Source organism: Acinetobacter sp. 1124_18A (assembly GCF_052824995.1).
Map to the genome: position 1 here is coordinate 16488 of NZ_VTDF01000015.1, position 23567 is coordinate 40054.

Consider the following 23567-nt stretch of genomic DNA (forward strand, 5'->3'; position numbering starts at 1 on the left):
TATCTTTTAAGAAACATAGATAGCCGAGATTCAACTTCTCTAAAAGAGTTTTATACATAAGGATTAAGTGTATGAACCAAAGTAATATTGCTGTTGAAAGGACACAAAAGAAAACCAATGCATATGCATGGTACGTGGTCATACTTTGTATGTTGGCCTATATATTTTCATTCATTGATCGCCAAATTCTAGCGCTCATGATCGAGCCGATTAAAGCCGATCTTCAACTTTCAGATACCCAGTTTAGTCTATTACATGGCCTTGCCTTTTCACTGTTTTACGCCGTAATGGGTTTACCTTTAGCTTATATTGCCGACCGTTTTTCACGCCCAAAGCTTATCTCAATCGGCATTATTGTCTGGAGTTTGGCTACAGCCACTTGTGGTTTAAGTAAAAACTTTATTCAACTATTTTTAAGTCGTATGGCTGTTGGTGTAGGCGAAGCTGCTTTATCTCCAGCCGCTTACTCGATGTTTAGCGATATGTTCAGTAAGGACAAACTCGGTCGTGCTGTCGGGATCTATTCTGTTGGAGCGTTTTTAGGTGGCGGTATTGCCTTTTTAGTCGGCGGTTATGTCATTAATTTACTTAAAGGCGTGACTTTAATTCAAGTTCCTTTATTAGGCGCACTTAAGGCATGGCAAATCGCTTTTTTAGTGGTGGGTTTACCCGGCATCATTATTGGTTTGCTATTTATCCTGACAGTTAAAGACCCAGCCCGTAAAGGTCAGCAGCTCAACCAAAATGGACAAGTTGACCAAGTTAAATTTAAACAATGTCTTCAGTTTATTAAAAAGCATTCGAAAACCTTTGCCTGTCACTATTTAGGTTTTACCTTCTATGCTATGGCGCTCTACAGCCTAACTAGCTGGACACCTGCATTTTATATTCGTAAGTTTCAACTCGCACCGACTGAAACAGGCTATATGCTCGGTACCATTCTATTAATTGCAAATACACTAGGCGTGTTTTGTGCAGGTTGGTTAAATGATTGGTTTATCAAAAAAGGACGCCAAGATGCTCCGATGATTACAGGTGTGATTGGTATTGTTGGTCTTATTATTCCAATTTCGTTTTTTACCCAAACAGACCAACTCTGGCTTTCAGTGAGCCTACTCATTCCAGCAATGTTCTTTGCATCGTTCCCTCTAGTGATTTCCGCAACAGCCTTACAAAGGTTAGCGCCAAATCAATTTAGAGCACGCCTTTCAGCTCTCTTCCTTTTGATCAGTAACTTAATTGGGCTTGGTATTGGCACAACATTGGTCGCAATCATTACAGATAAAGTTTTTGCTAATCCTTTAATGGTTGGCTCATCTTTATCTATTGTTGGTGGGTTCTCTTGTGTGCTGGCTTTAATTTTACTTTTCAAAGGCTGCAAATTCTTTAGTGAAAGTATGAGGCTTGAAAAATTAAATTAATTGAAGAAATCACCTGCTATTTAACAGTACTCCCTTTAACAACTTAGGGAGTACTACACAAATATTTCACAATACGTGATGCCTAGGACTGGCGCATCTATCTTGGAAATGGATTATGGAATTATTTCACCGTTTTAAACCACATACTTTAGCCGTTGCCACTTTATTACTTATGTGCAGCAACTCATGGGCCGCAAATCCAAATCAGCAAACTGAAGATGAATGGAAATTCACTTTAAAAAATGCGTACATTAATCGTAATTTTGATAATGACGCCCTTAAAGATACAGGTAGTTGGTCTCAGGCAGCATCATTATTTTATAAATCGAAAATGCATGACACCCCACTAGTAATAGCAGACAAGCCAATCACCATTGGTGCAGATGCTTCCGTTCAATATGCCGTGCGCTTGAGTTCAGACAAACATGTCGCAGACACAGTTTTGCCTTTTAACAAGGAAACTCAGTCACAAGCATCAGACTTTTTAAAATACGGGGCGACCTTAAAGCTGGGCTATGACAAAACACTTTTAAGTGTAGGTGAACTTTGGTTGGATTTACCTGTAACGGCTGTCGATGCTAGTCGTCAGTTACTCACTTCGTATTGGGGAACCAATCTTAAGTCGCAACTTTCAGATCAACTCTATGCCGAAATTGGTCGGGTTGAAAAAGTGTCACCACGAAATGAAGAAGATTTTAAAAAGTTTTCCTTCACGGCCAATGGAATTACCAAAGAATCTGATGGTTTGAATTATATTGATCTGCGTTATCAATTTACGCCCTCTTTAAAGGGTGAATATTACTTTGGTAATTTAGAAGATCTGTATAACAAGCATTATGTAGGGCTTGAGCATACATGGAAGCAGCCAACGTTTGCACTTACCTCGAAGTTTAAATACTTTAATGCAAAAGATGATGGCAATACTTTTGATATTGATGCGCAGAACATCGGCTTACTTGAAACTGTCAAAGTAAAAAACCATACTTTCGGCTTGGGCTACCAACAAATCATGGGTGAGTCAGCTTATCCACTACCGGATGGTTTCTTGCCGGAAACCTATTTCATTAACTGGAATGCTACTGGTTTCTTTAAAGAAGATGAAAAGTCTTACCATGTGATGTATGGCTACGACTTTAAAGACTATGTACCAGGCTTAAATGCGATGGTGAAATATGTTTATGGTCATGATTTTAAAGCAGCCAATGGCGAGAAAAACCATGAAACTGAGTCGAATGTGATTTTGAACTATGCGTTTCAGCAACCTTACTTAAAAGGCGTTGCCCTGCAATATATTCGTATTGATTACAACGTCAAACACGGCAATGACTTTGGTGAAGACCGTCTATTCGTCAATTACACCAAAAAGTTCTAAATAAAAATTACCCCCTAGAATTTAGGGGGTAATTTTTTATCCTAATTTATTGACCAATCTTAAAGGCAAGACCTTCATTGCAATACTCATCGGTAACCATGGCCACTGTGGTACATAAGCTTTCACGGGTTGTTTTTCAATAGCTTTGACGAGTGCTTTACATCCTGTTTTAGCATCGACTTCAAACGGTAAATGTTTAGCACCTTCATTCATTTCAGTGCGAATGTAACCCGGGAAAATGGTTGAAACTTTAATTGGGGTATCCAGTAACTCAGCACGAATACCTTCAGCTAAGTGAGCAACCGCAGCTTTACTTGCTGCATAGGTTGATAAATGTTTTGGTAATCCACGCATGGCACTCATGGATGACATCACCACCAAATGACCTGCGTTTTGCTCTCTAAAAATTTCAACCGCCGCTTCACACTGCGCTAAGGCAGAAATAAAGTTGGTTTCAGCGGTGGCTTTGTTAATTTCAAAATTGCCTTTACCAATACGGCGGCCATTTCCGACTCCGGCATTTATAATAATTCGGTCTAAATAGCCAAACTCTTGTTTAAATGCATGAAAAACTTCAAAGACTTGATCGTAATTGGTGACATCCAGACTTTTTGCAATCACCTGAATGCCATATTCATTTTCAAGTTCAGTTTTTAAAGTCTCTAATCGGTCTAAACGGCGTGCACAAATCGCTAAGTTATAGCCTTTCGCTGCAAATTCATGAGCCATACCCGCACCCAACCCAGAACTTGCACCTGTAATTAAAATTGTCTTTACCATGCTTTTATCCTTATTTTTAAATCCATGTCAGTAAATCTGGACGCTCAGCTTTGATAAAATGATGTTCATTTAAACTTAAAACCTGAGCTTCATTTCCAACTAAACGTAAAGTGGTGAGACTTGTATTGGTAATTGCCCAGTTCAAGGCAAAAGTTCGATTTGGACTCAGTTCAAGTAATTTGCCAATTGCTACAGAAATCACACCACCAGATGTAAAAACGACTGCGTAACGAGGTTTGGTTTTTGCCAATTCATCACAAAGTTGCTGCAATGCTGTTTCAACTCTGTCTTTAAAATGCGGCCATGACTCATCATATTCATGATGAAAATCGCCATCTGTCCATCGTCCAATTGCGCCTTCAAATATTTTGGCAAGATATGCACGCGGGTTCTGTTCTTGTGCTACGTCAGCTTTTAACAATTCCGGTTGTTCAAAACGCGGTTCATAGCGTGCAAAAACCTGTTGATGGTTAAACTCGTTCCATAAACTATTGTGATTAATCACTGCATCTGGAAAGCATTCATTTAATGCGAGTTGTGCAGTTTGCTCGTGGCGCTGCATGGTACCTGCAACAACATAAGGTTGTTCTTTCAATATTTGTTTAAAATAACGACCTAATAAAGTCGCTTGAGCCTCACCATTTTCAGACAACTCATCATAGTTACTTTTACCAAATGATGCCTGTCCATGTCTTACCAGATAAATTGTGGTCATTTTCTTAAAATACCCTGTATTTTCTGTAGAGATTGCTGAGCAAATTACGATTCTTGAATTTTTTGTTGCCCAATAAGTTTTAAAGCTCTGATATGTAACGCATGAATGACGATCCAGAAGTCTTTAAACGCTGGGTTTCGGGTTTGTTTATGGTAATAGCGGTAGTAAATTTGCTGAGCAATCACTGCTAAACGGAATACGCCAAATACCTCGTAAAAAGCCCAATTTTGAGGGTTCAGACCTGTTTTTTGCAGGTAATAATCAACAACTTCTTTACGAGAGAACATTCCCTTTAAATGGGTAGGTTGACGGCGTGTCGATCTGAAAATCATATTATCCGTGGGCTCAACCCAATAGGCCAAAGCACTGCCTAAATCCATTAATGGATCACCCAGTGTTGCCATTTCCCAGTCCAGCACGCCAATCACTTTGGTTGGATGTTCTGGATCTAAAATCACATTATCAAATCGCCAATCGTTATGAATAATGCAAGTCGTGGAATCTTGAGGGACATTATCTTTCAACCATTTTCGAACATATTTAAATGAAGGAACGTTGAGCGTTCGGACCTTTTCATAACGCTTATCCCAACCTTCGACTTGTCTACGACAATATCCTGTACCTTTACCCAACTCTGCTAAGGGCGTGTTTTCATAAGGAACTTGGTGTAACTCTATTAGCTTATCAAGTACATTTACACAAAGTTGGTGAACATCTTCTTCATTAAAACCAAGCTCGGGCGGCAATTTTGCACGAGGAATAATTCCCTCAATACGTTCCATGACATAAAAATCACAGCCAATGACCGATTCATCCTGACAAAGTGCCACCATTTTAGGAAGCACCGGATAATAAGGCGCAAGATTTTTTTGCACCATAAATTCACGGGCCATATCGTGGGCTGACTTCGCTTTTGTTCCTTTTGGAGGACGTCGTAAAATTAAATCGGTATTTTCATACTTTAAACGATAAGTCCAATTTGAAGCACCACATGTATATTGGGTCACGATTGCTGGGCCAACCAACTCAACACCTTGGTTCTTTAACCAGCTTTCAACTGCTCCAATATCAAGTTCTTCACCTTCACGTACTTCACCGCCTATATCAATTACCGACATTCTAATTTCCTTTAAACTTATACTTTCTTATGACGACCATAACCACGTTTGGCTAACTCTAATTTGGCAATCATGCCTTTATGTACTTCATCTGGACCATCAGCTAAACGTAAACTACGCGCTTGAGCAAAGAAACCTGTTAATGGTGTATCTCTTGAAACGCCCGCACCACCATGTAGCTGAATCGCCATGTCGACTACTTTTTCTAAAACACTCGGAGCCACTATTTTAATTGCAGATATTTCTGTTAAAGCAGCCAGATTTCCTAAAGTATCCATTTTATAAGCAGCATACAAGGTTAAAAGTCTAGCTTGATCTATGGCTACCCGCGCATCGGCTACGCGTTCGAGGTTTCCGCCGAGTTTTAAAACTTCTTTGCCAAACGCCGTTCTAGACATACCTCTATCAATCATGAGTTCTAGTGCTTTTTCAGCAGCTCCAATACAGCGCATGCAATGGTGAATACGCCCTGGCCCTAAACGACCTTGTGCAATTTCAAAACCTTGACCCGCTCCACCAATAAAGTTTTCAAGAGGTACTCGAACATTATTAAAATGAACCTCACCGTGTCCATGTGGTGCATCATAGTCGCCAAACACAGGTAACATCCGTTGAATTTCGACACCCGTCGTATCAATCGGTACTAAAACCATAGAGTGCTGGTGATGACGATCTTTGGTTTCATCTGGGGTATGTGCCATAAAAATAATGACTTTGGCATTTGGGTCACCTAAACCAGACGACCACCACTTTTTGCCATTTAAAACAATTTCATTACCATCGATGAGTGCAGTTGCTTGCATATTAGTTGCATCACTTGACGCAACATCGGGTTCAGTCATACAAAAAACCGAACGAATTTTTCCGTCCAATAAAGGCTGTAACCATTGTTGTTTTTGCTGTTCACTGCCATAGCGCCATAACAATTCCATATTTCCTGTGTCTGGTGCATTACAGTTAAAAACGGTAGGTGCCAATAAGCTACGGCCAGTTAATTCAGCTATGTGCGCATATTCTTGAACAGTTAACCCTGCACCCAGCTTTTCATCTGGTAAAAACATATTCCAAAGACCAGCTTGCTTTGCTTTAGATTTCAAAGTTTCTAAAAGCTCAGGCCATTGCCATTTTTTCCAGTTTCCATCTGGATTTAACTCGTGAACTTCTTCCCAAAATTTTGCTTCGACAGGTTCTATTTCTTCTAAAATAAATTTTCTTGTTCGCTCAACCAAATCTTGAGCTTTTTTTGAGAGTTCAAACATTCTTTTTCCTTTACATCATTATCTGGTCTTTACATCAACATAACTTGAAACTTAATATGAATGAAATGATTTTATTAAATAACACCTCATGAATAATATTCATAACCTGCATGGCCTAGACCTAAGTTTTTTTCACCGAATTGATATCAATTTATATCCGCTATTTATCGCAATTTATGAGCAAAAAAGTATTTCAAATGCGGCAAGCAGTCTCAATATTACACAGTCAGCAGCAAGTCATGCTTTACAGCGTTTACGTCAGCAACTTGAAGATGATGTATTTATACGTGTAGGCAATAAAATGTCTGCAACGCCTTTTGCAGAACAGATTTACCCAACTGTTAAGCAAGCACTTTTAACGATTCAAAATATTAGCCAGCAAAAACATGTTTTTGATCCAACCAGTTTAAAAAGCTTAAAAATCGCCGTTCATGATGAGATTGAACCGATTATTCTTCCAAGGCTTGCTCAACATTTTCAAAATCTTAATTTAGATTTGCAGTTTGTCAGTATGAAGCTAGATCGAAAACATATTATGGCGGACTTGGCGACGCAGCAGCTCGATTTCGTGATTGACCTAGAACAATACTTATCTCCAAAAATTACCTTTGACCATTTGGTAACAGATGAATTCGTCATTTGCAGTCAACTTAAAGAAGTCGATTTATCAAATTATATTAGTGGTCAACACATTGGTGTTTCATCACGCCGTACGGGCACTTTGCTTGAAGATATTTATTTAAACCAACATCAAAAAATTTCAAGAAATGTATTTATGCGCTGTCAAAACTACTCAACGGCATTACAAGTTCTAGCGGCTCAAGCCAACGCAATATTGACCATGCCTCGTATGATTTTGCAGCATTTATCTTATAGTCCTGAAATTTGCTTACATTCTCTGCCTTTTGAGATAACCAATATTAAAATGGGTATGTTTTGGCACGAAGATTTAAGGGATAATTTAAGACATCAATTTTTGCGACATGAAATTATTAAACTTTTTCAGTAAAGCAGATTGATCTACTAAGTTTCTATCGTACAAGGACCAGTAATGAGTAAAGATGAACGGATAATCCAGAATCAGGACAACAAAAAAACGATTCGTCATGAAGATTACATTGCTGGCATTGGTAAAGGCATGGCGATTTTAGATAGCTTTAGCAGTAATCAACATCGTTTAAATATTTCTATGGCAGCTGAAAAAACTGGACTTACCCGAGCGGCTGCAAGACGCCATTTACTAACTTTAGAATATTTAGGTTATCTTGAGTCTGATGGCCACTATTATTATTTAACTCCGAAAGTTCTTAAATTTTCAGGAGCTTATTTAGGTGCAGCTCAGCTTCCAAAAGTATCTCAGCCTTTATTAAATCTGTTAACCAATCAAACCTCACTGATTTATTCGGTGATGGTACTTGATGGTTATGAAGCCATTACCATTGCACGCAGTGCTGCCCACCAACAAACTGACCGTGTAAACCCATATGGTTTGCACTTAGGTAACCGCCTGCCTGCTCATGCGACCTCGGCAGGTAAAATTTTACTGGCACATTTAAGCCAACAAGAACAACTCGACTGGCTTCAAAAATATCCTCTTCAACGTTTAACTAAATATACGCATGTCGAAAATGATAAATTTTTAGAGTTACTCAATGAAATTAGAGAACAAGATTGGTGTTATTCACGTGAAGAACACGAATTAGGAGTTCACGCGCTCGCCGTACCGATTTATGGACAAGACTTTAAAGTCGTTGCAGCCTTGAATATTGTCTCTCCTACCATGAGAACAACTGAAGAGTATTTAATTCAACACATTTTGCCATTATTGCAAGAGACTTCGCGGGATTTGAGACAAGTTCTTTAAATCTTACTTAGGCTATTTGATAAGATAAATTTTATTATTTGCTTAGGCTATTTAGTGAGATAAAGCTACTCTAAATAAATGCTTAGGCTATTTCTAGAAGTAGTTGAAAGGAATTTTTAAATAACGGATGCCATTCGATTCAGGTTCTGGAAAGTTTCCACCGTTCATATTAATTTGAATTGAAGGCAAAATTAATTTTGGCATTGCCAAAGTTGCATCTCGTTCTTGGCGCATTTTTATGAATGAGTCCTTAGAAACGCTTCGATTTAAATGAATATTGCTTTGCTTTTGGGTTCTAATATCTGTTTGACAGATATATCCATCACGGCCTTCGGGCCTATAGTCATGGCATAAAAACATGCGCATGTTGTCAGGAAGTGTATAAAGCTTTTGTACCGAATCATAAAGTGCAGCAGCACTTCCTTTCGGAAAATCGCATCTCGCTGAGCCATAATCAGGCATAAATAGAGTATCCCCCACAAAAACAGCATCTGCAATCACATAGCTTAAACAAGCGGGTGTATGCCCTGGTGTAGGAATGTTATAGGCTTCTATCTCCCCTATTTTGAAATGTTCATGATCTTCAAATAAATAATCAAAAGGTTGATTTTCATTAAATTTCTTAAAATCAAAATTATAGATAGCTGAAAATGTTTCTTGGACGATTGAAATTTTTTGACTAATTGCAATGTCACCGCCCAATTTAGATTTTAAATATTGGGCAGCAGTCATATGGTCGGCGTGGACGTGAGTTTCTAAAATCCATTGTACTTTAAAGTTTTGAGCCAAGACATAATCGACAATCAGATCAGCATTAGTTGTTTTTGTAGTGGCTGAAGCTGCGTCGTAATCAAGTACACTATCAATAATAGCGCATTGACGAGTCGCCAAATCCGCAACAACATAGCTAAAAGTATTGGTGTTTTCATCAAAAAAATCTTTTACTAGAGGTTGTTGCATAGGTTTAATTTCCTTTATTTAAGACTCGGTAAATAAACATTCCTAATAACATTGCCACAATAAAATACAGCGCTTCAAAATGTCCTAATCCAATCAGAGTTAAAGCGGGCGCTGGACATATCCCTGCTATTCCCCAGCCTATACCGAAAATAAAAGCACCAACAATTAACCTTTGGTCAATCTGTGTATTCATTGGTAATTGAATTTTCTCATTAAAAAGCGTTTTAGGACTTTTTATAGCCTTTTGAAATGGAATAAATGCCACAGCAATCGCGCCTAACATCACAAACATTAAGCTAATATCCCACTGCCCAAAGATATCTAAAAAACCTAATACCTTTTCAGGATTCGACATGCCCGAAATCATTAAGCCTAATGAAAACAAACCACCAAATATAAAAGCAAAAATGTTTTTCATAGGATTACCCCAATACATGACGAATGATATAAACGGTTAACATGCCAGCAAACATAAAAACTGCTGTCGCTATCATCGAGCGTTTTGATAGCCTGCTCATACCACAAATGCCATGGCCGCTTGTGCATCCAGAGCCTAGCCGTGTTCCAAAGCCAACAAGTACACCTGCTAAAATAAGTGCAAATGTATTGGCTTTAATTTCAATTTCAGGCTGATAAAAATAGCCATATATGAAAGATGTAATCACGAGTCCTGCAATAAACCAGAATGCAGAACTTTTAAAAGTCTCTTTAGTTGGATTAATGATTTGAGCAAGCAATCCACTAATTCCGGCTATACGACCATTTATATATAAATATCCAACTGTTGCGATGCCGAGTAATAAACCACCAAAAAAGGCATAGACAATATTTGACATATCACCACTCTTAACAATATATGTTTTTATAATCTGTATTATACGCTGATTCTTTTAGTAATACTTAATATAAAACTTTTGAGTTTATAATTCTTCTTAACAAGAAAAAGCCCCACGGTTTTGGGGCTTTTGTCATTAAATTAGATCTTTAATGCCTAATTGTTCAGGCAGTTTTTCCATGACTTTATTCAATCTATTATTTGCAGGAGACATACAACCTGTGTAATGGCTTAATTTCGTTTCTGTACCATTTGGTTGAATCCATGAAATGTAATAGCTAGACATATCAGTTGCCGTTTGCTGACAACCCGCAGTTTTAGATTGTGTACCTGTTTCAGGACGATAAGCTTTTAGATCATCTGCAAGTTTTTGATAGTCTTTTACAGTGCCTTGAATTTCTTTAACACCTATAGCTTTAGTATATTGCTTGCCTTCAAAGCGAATTAAACCCGTAGGTGCTACTTCTACAGAATAGATTGGACATGCACCAAAGCATGGACTAGAAGCATAACGAATTGTCTCTTGTGTATTCGGTGCTTGCTGAACAGAAGCACAACCCATCAAAGCTAAACCAGATAAAGTTGCAAGAACCAAAAATCTCATCGTATCACCTATTATTATCAAGTGGCTTTAATTTATCAAATCATACACTTCTTGTCATTAAAGACTATTTTTTGTGATTGTTTTCATTAATTGATACACACCGCTGCTTAGGCTATTTTCATAATAATCAAATAGTATAGTTTAAATCACATAAAAAAAGGCCCATCTTGCGATGAGCCTTAAGCCAATAAAAGCTTAAATTCCTGAAATACAAATTATTACTGGGTAGTAATAACCTGCGACGACCATTCTAACGTAATGCTATAAATTATATAAATATAATATAAATATATATTTACGATTGTTTTTTCAGCAAAAAGTTCCTACTTTTCAAGACTAAAAAGTTAATAATGTTTATTTCTAATTAAAATTCACAACTTTAAGTTAAACAAAACTTAATAAACAAATAAGATTTATTTATAGGTAAAACATTGTGAAAAAATATCTAACAGTTCGACTATATCTAGTGTTCAAGCATTATCAATCTTAGGAATATTTTAGGTTTTGCAATAAGTTAAAGCACTTTTTTACTATTTGGTAAACCTATCTATTTAAAACAATAGAACTTACTCTTAGGCTTTAATACAAAAAATATATTAAAGTTAAAGGCAAAAGAGAAATGCTCTCTTTTGCCTTAATTAATTACTGTTCTAAGCTATAAGCGACTACATAATCACCATGATCAGGAGACTGACGAGCACCGCCTGCCGTAACAACCACATATTGTTTACCTGTTTTCGGTGAAACATAGCTGATTGGAGTTCCTTGGCTACCTACTGGCATACGTGATTTCCACAGTTCTTTACCTGTAGATGAATCAAAAGCACGTAAGTAGTAATCTTGCGTTGCAGCAAAGAAGACCAATCCACCTTGCGTTGCCATTGGTCCACCAATAGTTGGCATACCAATTGGCGCTTTTAAGCCCATTTTGATACCCATAGGCCCTGTATCTTCAACCGTGCCTAGCGGTACTTGCCATGCAACTTGACGTGTTTTTAAGTCAATCGCAGTCATGGTACCAAATGGAGGTTTTTGACACGGAATGCTAAGAGCCGACATAAAGCGGTTTTTATTCACTTTATATGGTGTACCTTTCATTGGCACAGCACCCATACCCGTATTTACTTTTTCTCCACCACTCGCCTGAATCTTAATATCTTCAGGGGTCTGTTCCATTAACTGAATCCATAACCCAAGACGCATATCGTTGACGAACATATAACGATGAGTTGGGTCAAAAGCAATGCTACCCCAGTTCATGCCGCCCAAAGAGCCTGGGAAGCTTAGTGAAACATCAGTACCCGGTGCAGTAAATAGACCTTCGTAACGCATTGACTTAAAGTTAATACGGCACATGAGTTGGTCAAACGGCGTTGCACCCCACATATCTGATTCAGTTAAAGTCTGATTACCAATTTGAGGCATTTCAACTGAACGTGGTTGAGTTGCGCTGTATTGCTCACCCGGAATATTGGCAGGCTTAACTGGCTGTTCAATCACTTTAGTCAGTGGTTTACCTGTTACACGGTCAAGCACAAAGAATTGACCTGATTTGGTTCCAATCACAACAGCAGGTTTAGTCGTACCATCTTTCAATGGGAAGTCGACTAGACTCGGTTGCATTGGCAAGTCAAAGTCCCATAAATCATTATGAACAGTTTGATATACCCACTTTTCTTTACCTGTTGTTGCATCAAGTGCCAAAACAGAAGTGTTATATTTATGATCTAACGGATTACGGTTACCACCCCAAATGTCGACAGATGAACTACCCATAGGTAAGAACACCGTATTCATTTGCGGGTCATAAGACATTGCAGCCCAAGAGTTTGCTGAACTACGTTTATAAGTTTCACCCGGTTTAAGAACATAGTTAGGGTTCGGATTACGTGCGTCAAATGCCCAGCGAAGTTTACCGGTAATCACGTCATAACCACGGATAACACCACCCGGCATATCTGCAGCAACGTTATCGGCAATACGGCTACCCACTACAATGGTTGTACCCGCAATAGTCGGTGCAGAAGTCACTTCAAAACGTGGAGCTTTGGTTCCAGCCCCAAGACCTTCTAACAGATCAACCGTTCCATTTACACCAAAATCAGCACAGCGCTGACCGTTATCTGCATTGACTGCAATTAAACGACCATCAGGTGTATTGGTATATAAACGGCGTGGACATGCCGTATTGGCTGCAACTGTGGTTACTGCATTTGCACCAGCCAAAGTTGGTTGTACAAGTGGCTTAGTCGAATCAAAGTATGCAACGCCACGGCAGCGCTCCCAAGCATCGGCTTTAGAGTTCACCTCAGCTTTCCAGAGCTGTTTGCCTGAATCAGCATCGATCGCAAAAATATTATTATGCGGTGTACATAAAAAGACTTTATTCCCAACTTGTAGTGGGGTCATTTGGTCTTCAGCACCATTACCGCTACCCGTTGTAAAATCACCGGTTCTAAAACGCCAAGCTTCTTTTAGTTTATGAACGTTATCTCGGTTAATTTGATCGAGAGCAACAAAACGACTACCACCTGCATCATTTCCATAATTTTCCCAATTCACCTGTTTTTTAGCAGGATCAACTGGTACTAAAGGTAGCTTTTCACCTGAACTTGCTACTGTTGGATGTGGTTGGAACATTTGGTAGAGCGCAATCAACATACCGACAACAACTAACCCACCAACTGCATAAGATGAAGATGCCAAGCTAGTTTGAAATTGGTAACGTCGAATTGAAGGCAAGGTAAATAACAATGCGGCAAAAAGACCAGCAGGAAACATTAACCGCGAGAATAACGGCCAAAATTCCCATCCCGCATCAACAAATGACCAAATTACGGTGCCAACAAAAACAGCCGCAAATATCCAGACACCAAGTGCCTTTTTACGAAAAATACTAAATGCAGAAATGGTAATAAACAGCCCTGCGACGAGGAAATACCAAGATCCACCTAACGACACTAGCTTTCCACCGCCTACGATGTAAAAAACACCAGTAGCCAATAAAACTAGGCCTAATAGAAAACACCATATTTTGAATAAGATATGAAACTTAGAATCTGACTCAGACATAGATCCTACTCCACATATACTGAACACAATAGTTCAAGCATTTGGGCCAGTTAAACTATGTCTAACCAGCCATCAACATTGTTAAAAATTGACTTTTACGCTAAGACCAGCCACCCAAGCATCATCGACCGCTTTTACACCAGCAGGTTGATGGATATATTGAATGTTTGGACGTAACATAACGGCCGGAGACCATTGATAGGTATAGTTCAACTCGACATTTAGTTCGTCGTCTTGAATTGGAATATAGTCAGATGCAATCGCATCATAGCTATAGTATCCACGACTTTCGTTCGTTGCGATCTGCTTATCTTTAGCACGATCATTGACCACATAATTGGCAATACCAAAACCAATCGAATCATTTGGACGACTATCAAACGGCCCCTTATACCAAAGTGCAAGTTGTTGTGTACTTTGAACAAAGGTCGTTGCTTTATCATTTACAACACCATTCAAGCTTACGTATAAACCACGTTTAGGGTCTTCACCTTTATGGGTAAGTTGTTGCTGAGCATTAATCCAGAAACTTTGTTTTCCGTCATGAACTTTGCCGGCAGTTTTAATGTCATTCGCTTCTGCTGTTGAGTACAACGCCCCTACTTTATATTCACCCGGTAAGCCATTAAAAGCAGAAAGTTTTGGTTTCCATGCAAGCTCAACCGGTATGGTTGCACCCTTCACGTTGTTCATATCCAGATTAAAGCCATCACTGTTTGATTCGGTTTTAATGTTGTCTGGATTTACCTCATAAACACCGACACCCAATGTCCACTCAGGCGCAAACTGATATTTAACGTTTGTAGCCCAAACACCGACTGGTGAGTTGTACCAAATTGAACCGATTGATTTTCCTAACTGCCCACCGCAAAGCAATAAGTTCTGAAACTCACATTGAGAACTATTAAAGTCCTCTGACATACCCATACGGCCCACTTTGACCTGTACTGTGTTATCAGCAAAACCTTTTTTGACCCATGCCTGAGACAGGCGCCAGATTTTACCGCGGCCATAAATCTCTTGAGCATTGCCTAATTGGCTAGAACGCGGGTCTTTAATACGCTCCAAAGTAAGCGCATTCCCGTCACGTTTAGTCACGACTAAACTGGCTGTTGTATCTTTCCACCCAGCAATCTTTTCTAAATCGAAGTTTGCACCTAAAGAAAGCTGCGCGGCATTTTCAAAAGTATTGCTGTCGTTGTAACCACCATCTAAATTTGTGGCACTTTGGCTCATAATAGAAGCTGTAAATTTATAGCCCTGTTGTTCTAGCTGCTGGCGTTCACCATTCCAGTCGCCTAGCAACCATTGACGGTCTTGTGACCAAGGCTCATTAGCAAGTGCAAATTGACTGCCCAATACTGCGATTGTTAACACACTCAGTTTCATTATATTTGGCATTTCAAGTCCCTTTTATCATTTCTATATTTCTATGCTGCGCCTCGGTTTGAGGCGCTTCCCTTATTGTTATTATTTAGTTTGTACGGCCGAACTAAGTTCAGACGTCGCTCCAAAACGATCAGTTACATTCGCTGTAATTGAAGCAACTTTGAGAGTTGGCTTCCAATTCGCTTTTGCATTGCCTTCAGCATCTGTGGCAACGGTAACCGCTCCTAAATATTGCTCAGCTTCTTTTGATGCCGCATTTTGATTTCCAAAGAACTCAACTTGATAGCGTTGGTTTGGTAAACCATTAATTTCTACAGCAACTGAACCTTTATTAGCAGTTAACTTAGGTGCTTTAATGCCCTGATTCGGCTGAGCATTACAGTTTTGTTGATTTGGCTGAGTACATGTTTTTTGTTGTTTAGATGGATCAACAACTACACCGCCACCACGAGAACCGACAAAACCTTCATGCTCAAGTGCAGGTACACCAAATACAATTGCACCTAAACGCTGATTTGGTACACATGAACCGCCAGCTTCACAGCGTTTAATATCTTTACCATTGTCCCAAATCAGGTTTTTAGTCAATGTAATTTTTGCATTTGCATCTTTTTCTGAACGAATAGCAACACCAATACGGTTACCATGCACTCTATTGCTATCAAGAATGTTGCCATCACCTGTCATGTTGAAACCAATCGAGTTATTGGTCATTTCGTTGTAGGCGATATAGTTACGCTTGCCCCAGTTAATCTGTAAACCATCCGAGTAGTTTTCGAATTTATTACCAACTACGGCATTGTCATTACCCCACAAAATTTCAATACCTTGTGATGGCTCTGGGTTCGCTTTTGTTGAAACAAAATGGTTATTTGCAATTAAATTAAACGCAGCGCCACGGGTCAGTTCTAAACCATCACCATTGTCTTGGAAGATGTTGTCTAAAACTTTGTTCTTATTGGTCGTAGTTGCAGTTGGGTTACCTTGCCCATCATCACCAGTAAGCATGACACCAGCACCACCGTAATTATTACTAATACGGTTATGTTGAATAAGATTATTGCTTGAACGGTTAACCAAAACACCAATACAGAAACGATGAATATCTAAACCTTTTAAAGTGACATTATTGACGTCACGTAGTACTAAGCCCGGTAAAGTCATGGTACGGACATTTGTTCCATACTGTTCAGGGTTTGCACCTGGGCAAGCTTTTGCACCTTCGCCTTTAATATAATTTGATCCATCAATTGCGATGTATTCACCAGTTTTATCCCACTGGGTACCAATAATTTTGACAGGTGCTTTAATTTCAGGAAGTGCGCTATTTAATTTAATCGCATAAGGTGCTTTGCCTACCGCCTGAATCAAGATCTCGCTCGCTTCGCTTGAATTTGCATTGGCTTGTTCAATTGCCCAGCGTAAAGAACCTTTATTGCTATCGTCTTGATAACGGTCAACAACATAAGTTTGTGCCGCAGTAATTCCTGAAACCATCAAACCTAATGCAAGAGTAGTTAAACGTAATGTATTCATTTCATCATATCCTTATGATTTATGGATTTGTTGGTTGAACGGTTTTTAAAATCTGTTTGAGCTTAGTCACATCAATTTGTCCTGGTGCTGACGCCTCACCAATCATGCCAAAGCTATAACTTCCACCCATATTGGCAGTCGCAACACGAGAAATCGTACCTAGCTGTCCCATCGACATTGTTAACAATGGTTTAGTGGTTTGCTGACTTACTTTTAAAGTTGCGTTCATTAAAGTGAAAACGTCTTGTTTAGATTTTGGCATTACGGCAATTTTTAGAATATCTGCCCCCATTTGATCTTGTTTTAACAAGCGTTTTTCAATTTCATCTTGGCTAGGCGTTTTTTGGAAGTCATGATTAGACATCACAATCAACACTTTCTTTTGATGTGCTTTTTGAACAATCTCTGAAACTACTTTTTGATCACGGAACATTTCAACATCTAACCAATCCATGAACGGATTTTTTAAATAAGCCTGATAAGTCTTGCCATAATCCACATCGCTAATTTCAAGCTGACCACCTTCGTTTTTGGTACGAATTGTGGCAATCATTGGTTTATTACCTAAAATCTTTTTTAATTCATGCCCCAAGGCAATCACTTGTTTCGTATCACTCGCAAAACTGAGTAAGTCGATACGAAACTCTGCTAAATCAGCATCTGCTGTATTTGCAATGACTTGAGCTTGCGCTAAAGCTTGTTCTTTGGTCTTTGCTGTAATTGGAACAATTGTTTTAACTGCTGTAGTCGCAGGTTGTGTTTGAGTAGCTAAAGCAACAGGTTCAGCATTTACCTGTGCTGTAAAAAATGGGAGTGCAAGCAAACTTAAGCTTAATAATGTTTTCATTTTCATCTCTGTCATACCATCCTTTAAAAAGGCTACACGCATCCATGGACAATCATGTGTAGCCTTAGGTGTTTCTTAAATATCAAAAAATACTGTTTCGTTATCGCCTTGAATACGAATATCAAAGCGGTAAACAATTTCACCATTTTCTTCAAAACGTTTCGCAATAAGCGTTTGGCGACGCGGTGCCCACTCAATGCTATTTAAAATTGGGTCATTGCCATTTGCCTCAGCTTCATCTTCAAAATAAACACGTGTGTGAAGACCTAAGTTAATACCGCGAGCGAAAATGACTAATGCAATATGCGGTGCTTGAGTTGAACCTTTACGACCTGCTGTAGCACCCGGCTTAATTGTATTAAAGCTCCAGATACCTGTTTCAAAGTCAGCACCAGTACGGCCCCACCCCTGAAATGCAGGATCAGCTTTTTGCTCACGCGTATCTGCTTGACTTGGGTAAATACCATTCGCATCGGCTTGCCAAATCTCGATCAACACGTCGCGTAGCGGTAAACCTAATCCGTCAAATACTTGACCTTCAAGACGAATACGCTCGCCTTTGGTTTGGTCTTGTACTAACTGGTTATTAAAGTTGTTTTCAAACACTTCAATATTTGCTTGTTGTGGCAATAAACCAATGTGGACGTAAGGACCACCTGTTTGAGATGGAGTTTCTTTTAATTCCTGAAAATTCCAGTTATTCATGCTCGTGCTCCCGATTAAGTCAAATCATTTTCGAAGTAAGTCGCTCGACGACCACGTAAAGTGATGTCAAAACGGTAACAACGGCTATCAGCTTCGATAAAGTTGTTTTTATCTTCTAGTGCAATCAATGCACGACGTTGATCTTCAGAAGGAATCGTTTTTAAAATTGGGCAAGTGTCAATGAGCGTGTCGCCTTCAAAATAAAACTGCGAAATTAGGCGCTGAGCCCAACCATCAGCAATTAAAGAGAAGTGAATATGAGCTGGACGCCATTCATTAATACGGTTACGCCACGGATATGGACCTGGTTTAATAGTACGGAAAATATAAAAACCATTTTCGTCAGTTAATGTACGGCCACAACCACCGAAGTTAGGGTCCATTGCACCAATAAACTTATCGTTTGGATGGCGATAACGACCAGAAGCATTGGCTTGCCATACTTCTAAAAGTGCATTTTTTACAGGACGACCAAACTGGTCACGGACATAACCATGAACAATGACACGCTCACCAATTGGTAAACCATCTTTGGCATAGTTCAAAATCAAATCATTATCTTTTGGACCAAATAGGTTTGAAGAAAAATGCGGTGAAGTAACTTCAGTTAAAGTCTCATTAATAGAAATCAATGCATTTTTTGGCGAACGTAAAACACTTGTCTTATAACCTTCCGCATATGCAGGTGGATGGTCTTCTGTATTACGTTGGGCGTAAGCACCCCAGCTATGTTGTGACATCTTTATCTCCTTAATCCTGTTCTTTTGCTGCAACTGAGTTGACTTCTATTCCCAACTCTTTAAAGACTTCTTCGGCCATATGCATTGCAGCGTTTGCAGCAGGTAAACCTGCATAGAGCGAGCTATGTAAGATCAACTCTTTTAAATCTTCTTTAGTTACACCATTGTTGAAGCAAGCACGTAAATGCATGCGTAGTTCATCTTCGCGGCCAAGCGCCAATAAAATTGCGATCGTCACTAAACTACGTGTATGACGCGGTAGGCCAGGACGAGACCACACCTCACCCCATGCGTAACGGCTAATAAAGTTTTGAAAATCTTGGTTAAAGTCATTTAAGTTTTGCAAAGACCGACCAACATGCTTTTCACCCAAAACTTCAGTCCGCACTTCAATGCCTTGTTTATAGCGTTGTTCATCATTCATTGTGATAGACCTCTATTAAGTTGCATCGGTATGCGCAACAAGTGATTTAACAAATACAGCAACAGCCGCAGCAGTCGCTGGAATTAGTAATAAACTGAGAATGGCAGTAAACGACCAATCATTACCAAGTAATACAGCCCCAATCCAAGCACCAACTACCGCACCAAAACGTCCAATACCTGTCATCCAAGACACACCTGTTGCACGGCATTGGGTTGGATAGAAACGTGCACTTAAAGCTGGCATTGAAGATTGCGCACCATTAATCGCGATACCTGCACAAAGAACCAATACTGCAAGTAAAGTTGAATTTCCTAAGCTTTGACCCACAGCAATTGCAAATAGACCTGCGGCAAAATAGAAAATGGCAATCACTCGGTTCGGGTTGAACTTGTCCATTGCCCAGCCAATAAATAAAGCACTTACCACACCACCGAACTGGAACAATCCACCAATGAATGCAGCACGCTCCATTGAAGCACCTGTTTCACGCATGAGGGTTGGTAACCAACTTGTAAGCAAGTAAACAACCACTAATCCCATGAAATAGGTCAACCAAAGCAAAAGTGTTCCTTTCGCATAGGGTTTAGAAAACATAATTCCAAAGACATTTTTCTTTTGAGCGGTTTCAGTTTTTTCTTCTGGAACATAAAAAGTGCTTACATCTTGAACTTGAGTTGGCGCAATATGATTTAAAATTTTGCGTACTTTTTCAGGGTCTTTACCTTTCACAATTAAAAAGCGGTAAGACTCTGGTAAAACGAAAATCACTAAAATCATTAAGATCAGAGGAGACCAACCACCCAGCAAAAATAAACTATGCCAGCCATAAGTCGGAATCAGCCAACTACTAATAAAGCCACCTGTTGCCATACCTAAGTTGTAGCCACAGAACATACATGTCACCAGTAGTGAACGAATGCGTGTTGGACAATATTCAGAGAATAATGTTGTGGCATTTGGCATAGCTGCACCAAGCCCAATACCTGTCAAAAAGCGCAATACAACAAGGTTATCCAGATTTGTTGCATAAGCTGATGCCAAGGTAAAACCACCAAAAATAAGCATTGAAACAGCTAAAACAATTTTGCGACCAAAACGGTCAGCTGTTGGGCCAGAAACCAAAGCTCCAATAATCATTCCACCAAGTGCAGCACTCATCACTGGGCCTAACTGAGAGCGGTCAACGCCCCAATCCTGAGCCAAAGCTGGAGCGATAAAACCCATCGCAGCAGTATCAATTCCATCAGTAAAAATAATTAAGAAACAGATGATTGCAATCATCCATTGATACTTACTGAGTGGAGCATCATTGATCAGTGCTTGAGCATCGATACTTTTATTTGGTGCAGCGTAATCCTGAGACGCCATATTTGCCTCCTTAAGGCCAATTCCTTTTAAACTGCTAAATTTCTAGAGCTGTTGAATAAACCGAGTTAATTCCTGAGTAAATTTTTGCGGTTGCTCAATATTAGAAAGATGTGATGCATCCACTTTCGCAAGTTGACTGTTGTTAATCGCTCGCTGCATAAACTCAGCATCTGTTACTGTAGTCACTGGATCTTCTGTTCCTGCAATCAGCAGCACCGGAATTTGGATTTGTGCAATTTCATCTCTTAAATCGGCATGCGCTAAAGCACGACATGCATTGGCATAACCTTGTGCTGGTGTATTTGCAAGACTTTGAATGGTCGTCTGTGCAACAACATTATGTTGATAGTCAAATTTTTCGCTAAACCAACGTGTGTGCGTGGTCTTAACCAATTCAGCCAGACCATTTTGCTCTACAGATTCTGCGCGACTCAACCACGCCTCAGCCTGTCCGATTTTTGCCGCTGAATTTGCGACAGTGATGCTATGAAAGCGCTCTGGATAATGAATACCTAACCAAAGCCCTGTAATGCCACCCATTGAAATGCCACAAAAATGTGCTTTTTCAATATTTAAGGCATCTAAAATATCCACTACATCTTCCGCTAAATTTTGCAATGTGGTGTCGCTAATTACATCGCTTTCACCATGGCCACGTGTGTCATATGTAATGACATTGAAATGATTTTTAAGTTCATTTACTTGTGGTTGCCACATACCATGGTCTGTTCCTAACGAATTAGAAAACACAAGCACAGGAGCATCTTTTAAGTCTTCAGTGTATACAGCTAACTGTTTACCTTGACGGTTGCTAATAGTCTGTTTCACTTTGACTCTCCTTGTGCTTCTTGCAAAACTGCATCAATCTGTTGTTGAATGTTGCCTAAATAGTTTTCTGGTTTAAATATTTCCACAATTTCATCTTGGCTGAACAGTGCTTTTACTTCATCTAACTGGCTAACGACATCGCATAAATGCTGGTTTTGTGCCACTGCTGTTTTACAAGCTGCTTCAACCAAATGATGAGCATTTAAACGGCCAATTTTTGGAGCAAGTGCCATCATGACTGCTTCTGCCATAATCAATCCATTGGTACATTCAAGGTTTCGTTGCATATGCTCAGCATTAACTTCAAAACCTTGTAAAACCTCACCAGTACGACTCAATGCTCCAGCACAAAGCTGAAAAATTTCAGGAATTGCCAACCATTCTGCATGCCACGCACCTAAGCTACGTTCATGTTCCTGTACCATACTTTGGTAAATGCTAGACATGAGCGCTGGCACACGGTTTGCTGCCGCAAGTACTGAAGCAGCCGCAACCGGATTGCGTTTATGAGGCATGGTTGATGAACCACCACGACCTTTCGCTGTGGGTTCAAACAATTCTGCAATTTCGGTTTGCATCATAAGAGACCAATCACGTGCCATTTTGCCTGTATTACCAACAATCATGCCAAGCACACTTGCGATTTCTACAATACGGTCACGCTCACCATGCCACGTACTTGTTGGAACACTCAAATTCAGCTGTTTAGCAAATGCATTTACCACAAGTGAACCTTGATCTTGCAAAGAAGCCAGTGAACCCACAGCCCCACCTAACTGAGCAGTAAATACACGTGGTTTCATTGCTTGGATACGATCTAAATCACGTTTAAATACAGAAGCCCAACGAGCAAGTTTATGCCCTAAGGTAATTGGTAAAGCTTGCTGTAACCATGTGCGTCCAATCATGACTTGATGGCGATATTGTTTCGCTTGTTCTAACGCAGTGGTGTAACACTGTTGAAGTTGAGCTTCCACAATGTTCAACGCATCACGACATTGCAAAATACACGCTGTGTCTAAAATATCTTGACTGGTTGCTCCCCAATGCACATAGCGTGAAGCATCTTCATCAATATCTTTAACAATTGCTGTAAATTGTTTTACAAACGGAATAGCAATATTTCCAGCTAGTCCAGTTGCCTCTGCCAATGCTGAAAAATCAAACTTTTCTAGTGCTTGTTCGGCTACTTGTGCAATTGTGTTAGCCGCACTTTGAGAAATCACACCAACTTGTGCCTGTGCTTGAGCTAGCGCAACTTCAACCTGAATCATATATGTGATTAAAGATGAGTCACTAAAGATGTCAGTGACGTCTTTTTGATAAAACAAGCTGGCATATAACTGGCTCATGATTAGACTCTCTCAATAATGAGTGCAATACCTTGGCCTACACCAATACACATTGAACACAAGGCATAACGGCCACCTGTTTGTTCAAGCTGGTTTAAAGCTGTAGTCACGAGGCGTGCACCTGACGCACCAAGCGGATGACCCAAAGCAATTGCTCCACCGTTTGGATTGACCTTAGCAGAATCATCGGGTAAACCTAAATCACGAGTCACTGCCAAAGCCTGTGCAGCAAAAGCTTCATTGAGCTCAATCACATCCATCTGATCTAAAGTCAGGTTGGCTTGTTTAAGTAGTTTTTTAATGGCTGGTGCCGGAGCAAAACCCATAATGCGTGGTTCTACACCTACTGCTGTTGAAGCAATAATCTTGGCACGG

The 23567-nt window shown here is 39.6% G+C and carries 22 protein-coding genes and 1 pseudogene; 4 read left to right on the plus strand and 19 right to left on the minus strand.

Features of this window, described 5'->3' with window-relative positions; translation table 11 throughout:
• The first annotated feature begins 71 nt into the window (after positions 1-71).
• Together FY048_RS18415 and FY048_RS18420 are read left to right on the plus strand one after the other, a co-directional pair.
• On the plus strand, positions 72-1421 hold the full coding sequence (locus FY048_RS18415) for a spinster family MFS transporter (RefSeq protein WP_446092086.1): 1350 nt from the start codon (positions 72-74) through the stop codon (positions 1419-1421).
• 115 nt (positions 1422-1536) lie between these two features.
• Positions 1537-2793, plus strand: a complete 1257-nt coding sequence (locus FY048_RS18420; protein WP_446092087.1) for an OprD family outer membrane porin — start codon at positions 1537-1539, stop codon at positions 2791-2793.
• A gap of 36 nt (positions 2794-2829) precedes the next feature.
• On the opposite strand, the gene FY048_RS18425 is transcribed toward FY048_RS18420, so the two are convergent.
• The 4 genes from FY048_RS18425 to FY048_RS18440 are packed head-to-tail and all read right to left on the minus strand — an operon-like array spanning position 2830 to position 6665.
• Entirely contained in the window at positions 2830-3573 is a 744-nt protein-coding gene (locus tag FY048_RS18425) for an SDR family oxidoreductase (RefSeq protein ID WP_446092088.1), read from the minus strand.
• 16 nt (positions 3574-3589) lie between these two features.
• Positions 3590-4288, minus strand: coding sequence for a histidine phosphatase family protein (locus FY048_RS18430; RefSeq protein ID WP_005040177.1), 699 nt, complete (start codon positions 4286-4288; stop codon positions 3590-3592).
• A 44-nt stretch (positions 4289-4332) separates the two neighbouring features.
• The gene (locus tag FY048_RS18435; RefSeq protein WP_446092089.1) at positions 4333-5406 is read right to left on the minus strand and encodes a phosphotransferase family protein; all 1074 of its coding nucleotides are present in this window, start codon (positions 5404-5406) and stop codon (positions 4333-4335) included.
• A gap of 17 nt (positions 5407-5423) precedes the next feature.
• The gene (locus tag FY048_RS18440) at positions 5424-6665 is read right to left on the minus strand and encodes an acyl-CoA dehydrogenase family protein (RefSeq protein ID WP_446092090.1); all 1242 of its coding nucleotides are present in this window, start codon (positions 6663-6665) and stop codon (positions 5424-5426) included.
• 88 nt (positions 6666-6753) lie between these two features.
• Here FY048_RS18440 and FY048_RS18445 point away from each other — a divergent pair, with 88 nt between their 5' ends.
• Together FY048_RS18445 and pcaU are read left to right on the plus strand one after the other, a co-directional pair.
• The gene (locus FY048_RS18445) at positions 6754-7674 is read left to right on the plus strand and encodes a LysR family transcriptional regulator (protein ID WP_446092091.1); all 921 of its coding nucleotides are present in this window, start codon (positions 6754-6756) and stop codon (positions 7672-7674) included.
• A 42-nt stretch (positions 7675-7716) separates the two neighbouring features.
• Positions 7717-8529, plus strand: a complete 813-nt coding sequence (pcaU, locus tag FY048_RS18450; protein ID WP_309455168.1) for an IclR family transcriptional regulator PcaU — start codon at positions 7717-7719, stop codon at positions 8527-8529.
• Between the two features lie 93 nt (positions 8530-8622).
• Here the strand turns inward: pcaU and FY048_RS18455 are convergent, their stop codons facing one another.
• From FY048_RS18455 to FY048_RS18525, 15 genes and pseudogenes are all read right to left on the minus strand, one after another.
• Positions 8623-9489, minus strand: coding sequence for an MBL fold metallo-hydrolase (locus FY048_RS18455; protein WP_446092092.1), 867 nt, complete (start codon positions 9487-9489; stop codon positions 8623-8625).
• Between the two features lie 4 nt (positions 9490-9493).
• Positions 9494-9907, minus strand: coding sequence for a DUF6691 family protein (locus tag FY048_RS18460; protein WP_013197677.1), 414 nt, complete (start codon positions 9905-9907; stop codon positions 9494-9496).
• A gap of 4 nt (positions 9908-9911) precedes the next feature.
• Positions 9912-10325 (minus strand): YeeE/YedE family protein, encoded by a 414-nt coding sequence (locus tag FY048_RS18465; protein WP_446092093.1) that lies wholly within the window; start codon positions 10323-10325, stop codon positions 9912-9914.
• Positions 10326-10460: 135 nt separating this feature from the next.
• Entirely contained in the window at positions 10461-10919 is a 459-nt protein-coding gene (locus FY048_RS18470) for a DUF6438 domain-containing protein (protein ID WP_446092101.1), read from the minus strand.
• Positions 10920-11570: 651 nt separating this feature from the next.
• On the minus strand, positions 11571-14000 hold the full coding sequence (locus FY048_RS18475; RefSeq protein ID WP_446092094.1) for a glucose/quinate/shikimate family membrane-bound PQQ-dependent dehydrogenase: 2430 nt from the start codon (positions 13998-14000) through the stop codon (positions 11571-11573).
• A gap of 81 nt (positions 14001-14081) precedes the next feature.
• The gene (locus FY048_RS18480; RefSeq protein ID WP_446092095.1) at positions 14082-15401 is read right to left on the minus strand and encodes a carbohydrate porin; all 1320 of its coding nucleotides are present in this window, start codon (positions 15399-15401) and stop codon (positions 14082-14084) included.
• Between the two features lie 69 nt (positions 15402-15470).
• Positions 15471-16925 carry a right-handed parallel beta-helix repeat-containing protein gene (locus FY048_RS18485; RefSeq protein ID WP_446092096.1) on the minus strand — a complete coding sequence of 485 codons (1455 nt, stop codon included), beginning with the start codon at positions 16923-16925 and terminating at the stop codon, positions 15471-15473.
• A 19-nt stretch (positions 16926-16944) separates the two neighbouring features.
• A complete protein-coding gene (aroD, locus tag FY048_RS18490; RefSeq protein ID WP_336168261.1) occupies positions 16945-17772 on the minus strand; it encodes a type I 3-dehydroquinate dehydratase in 828 nt (275 codons plus the stop codon).
• Positions 17773-17847: 75 nt separating this feature from the next.
• A complete protein-coding gene (pcaG, locus tag FY048_RS18495) occupies positions 17848-18477 on the minus strand; it encodes a protocatechuate 3,4-dioxygenase subunit alpha (RefSeq protein WP_060466640.1) in 630 nt (209 codons plus the stop codon).
• A 14-nt stretch (positions 18478-18491) separates the two neighbouring features.
• On the minus strand, positions 18492-19217 hold the full coding sequence (gene pcaH / locus FY048_RS18500; protein WP_016137964.1) for a protocatechuate 3,4-dioxygenase subunit beta: 726 nt from the start codon (positions 19215-19217) through the stop codon (positions 18492-18494).
• Between the two features lie 10 nt (positions 19218-19227).
• A complete protein-coding gene (gene pcaC / locus FY048_RS18505) occupies positions 19228-19641 on the minus strand; it encodes a 4-carboxymuconolactone decarboxylase (protein ID WP_005306044.1) in 414 nt (137 codons plus the stop codon).
• 15 nt (positions 19642-19656) lie between these two features.
• Positions 19657-21012, minus strand: coding sequence for an MFS transporter (locus FY048_RS18510; RefSeq protein ID WP_042896112.1), 1356 nt, complete (start codon positions 21010-21012; stop codon positions 19657-19659).
• 42 nt (positions 21013-21054) lie between these two features.
• Positions 21055-21840 carry a 3-oxoadipate enol-lactonase gene (gene pcaD / locus FY048_RS18515; RefSeq protein ID WP_446092097.1) on the minus strand — a complete coding sequence of 262 codons (786 nt, stop codon included), beginning with the start codon at positions 21838-21840 and terminating at the stop codon, positions 21055-21057.
• Entirely contained in the window at positions 21837-23192 is a 1356-nt protein-coding gene (gene pcaB / locus FY048_RS18520; RefSeq protein WP_446092098.1) for a 3-carboxy-cis,cis-muconate cycloisomerase, read from the minus strand. Before pcaB ends, pcaD begins: the two co-directional genes overlap by 4 nt.
• A gap of 2 nt (positions 23193-23194) precedes the next feature.
• Positions 23195-23567, minus strand: a pseudogene (locus tag FY048_RS18525) (acetyl-CoA C-acyltransferase); the annotation flags it as partial.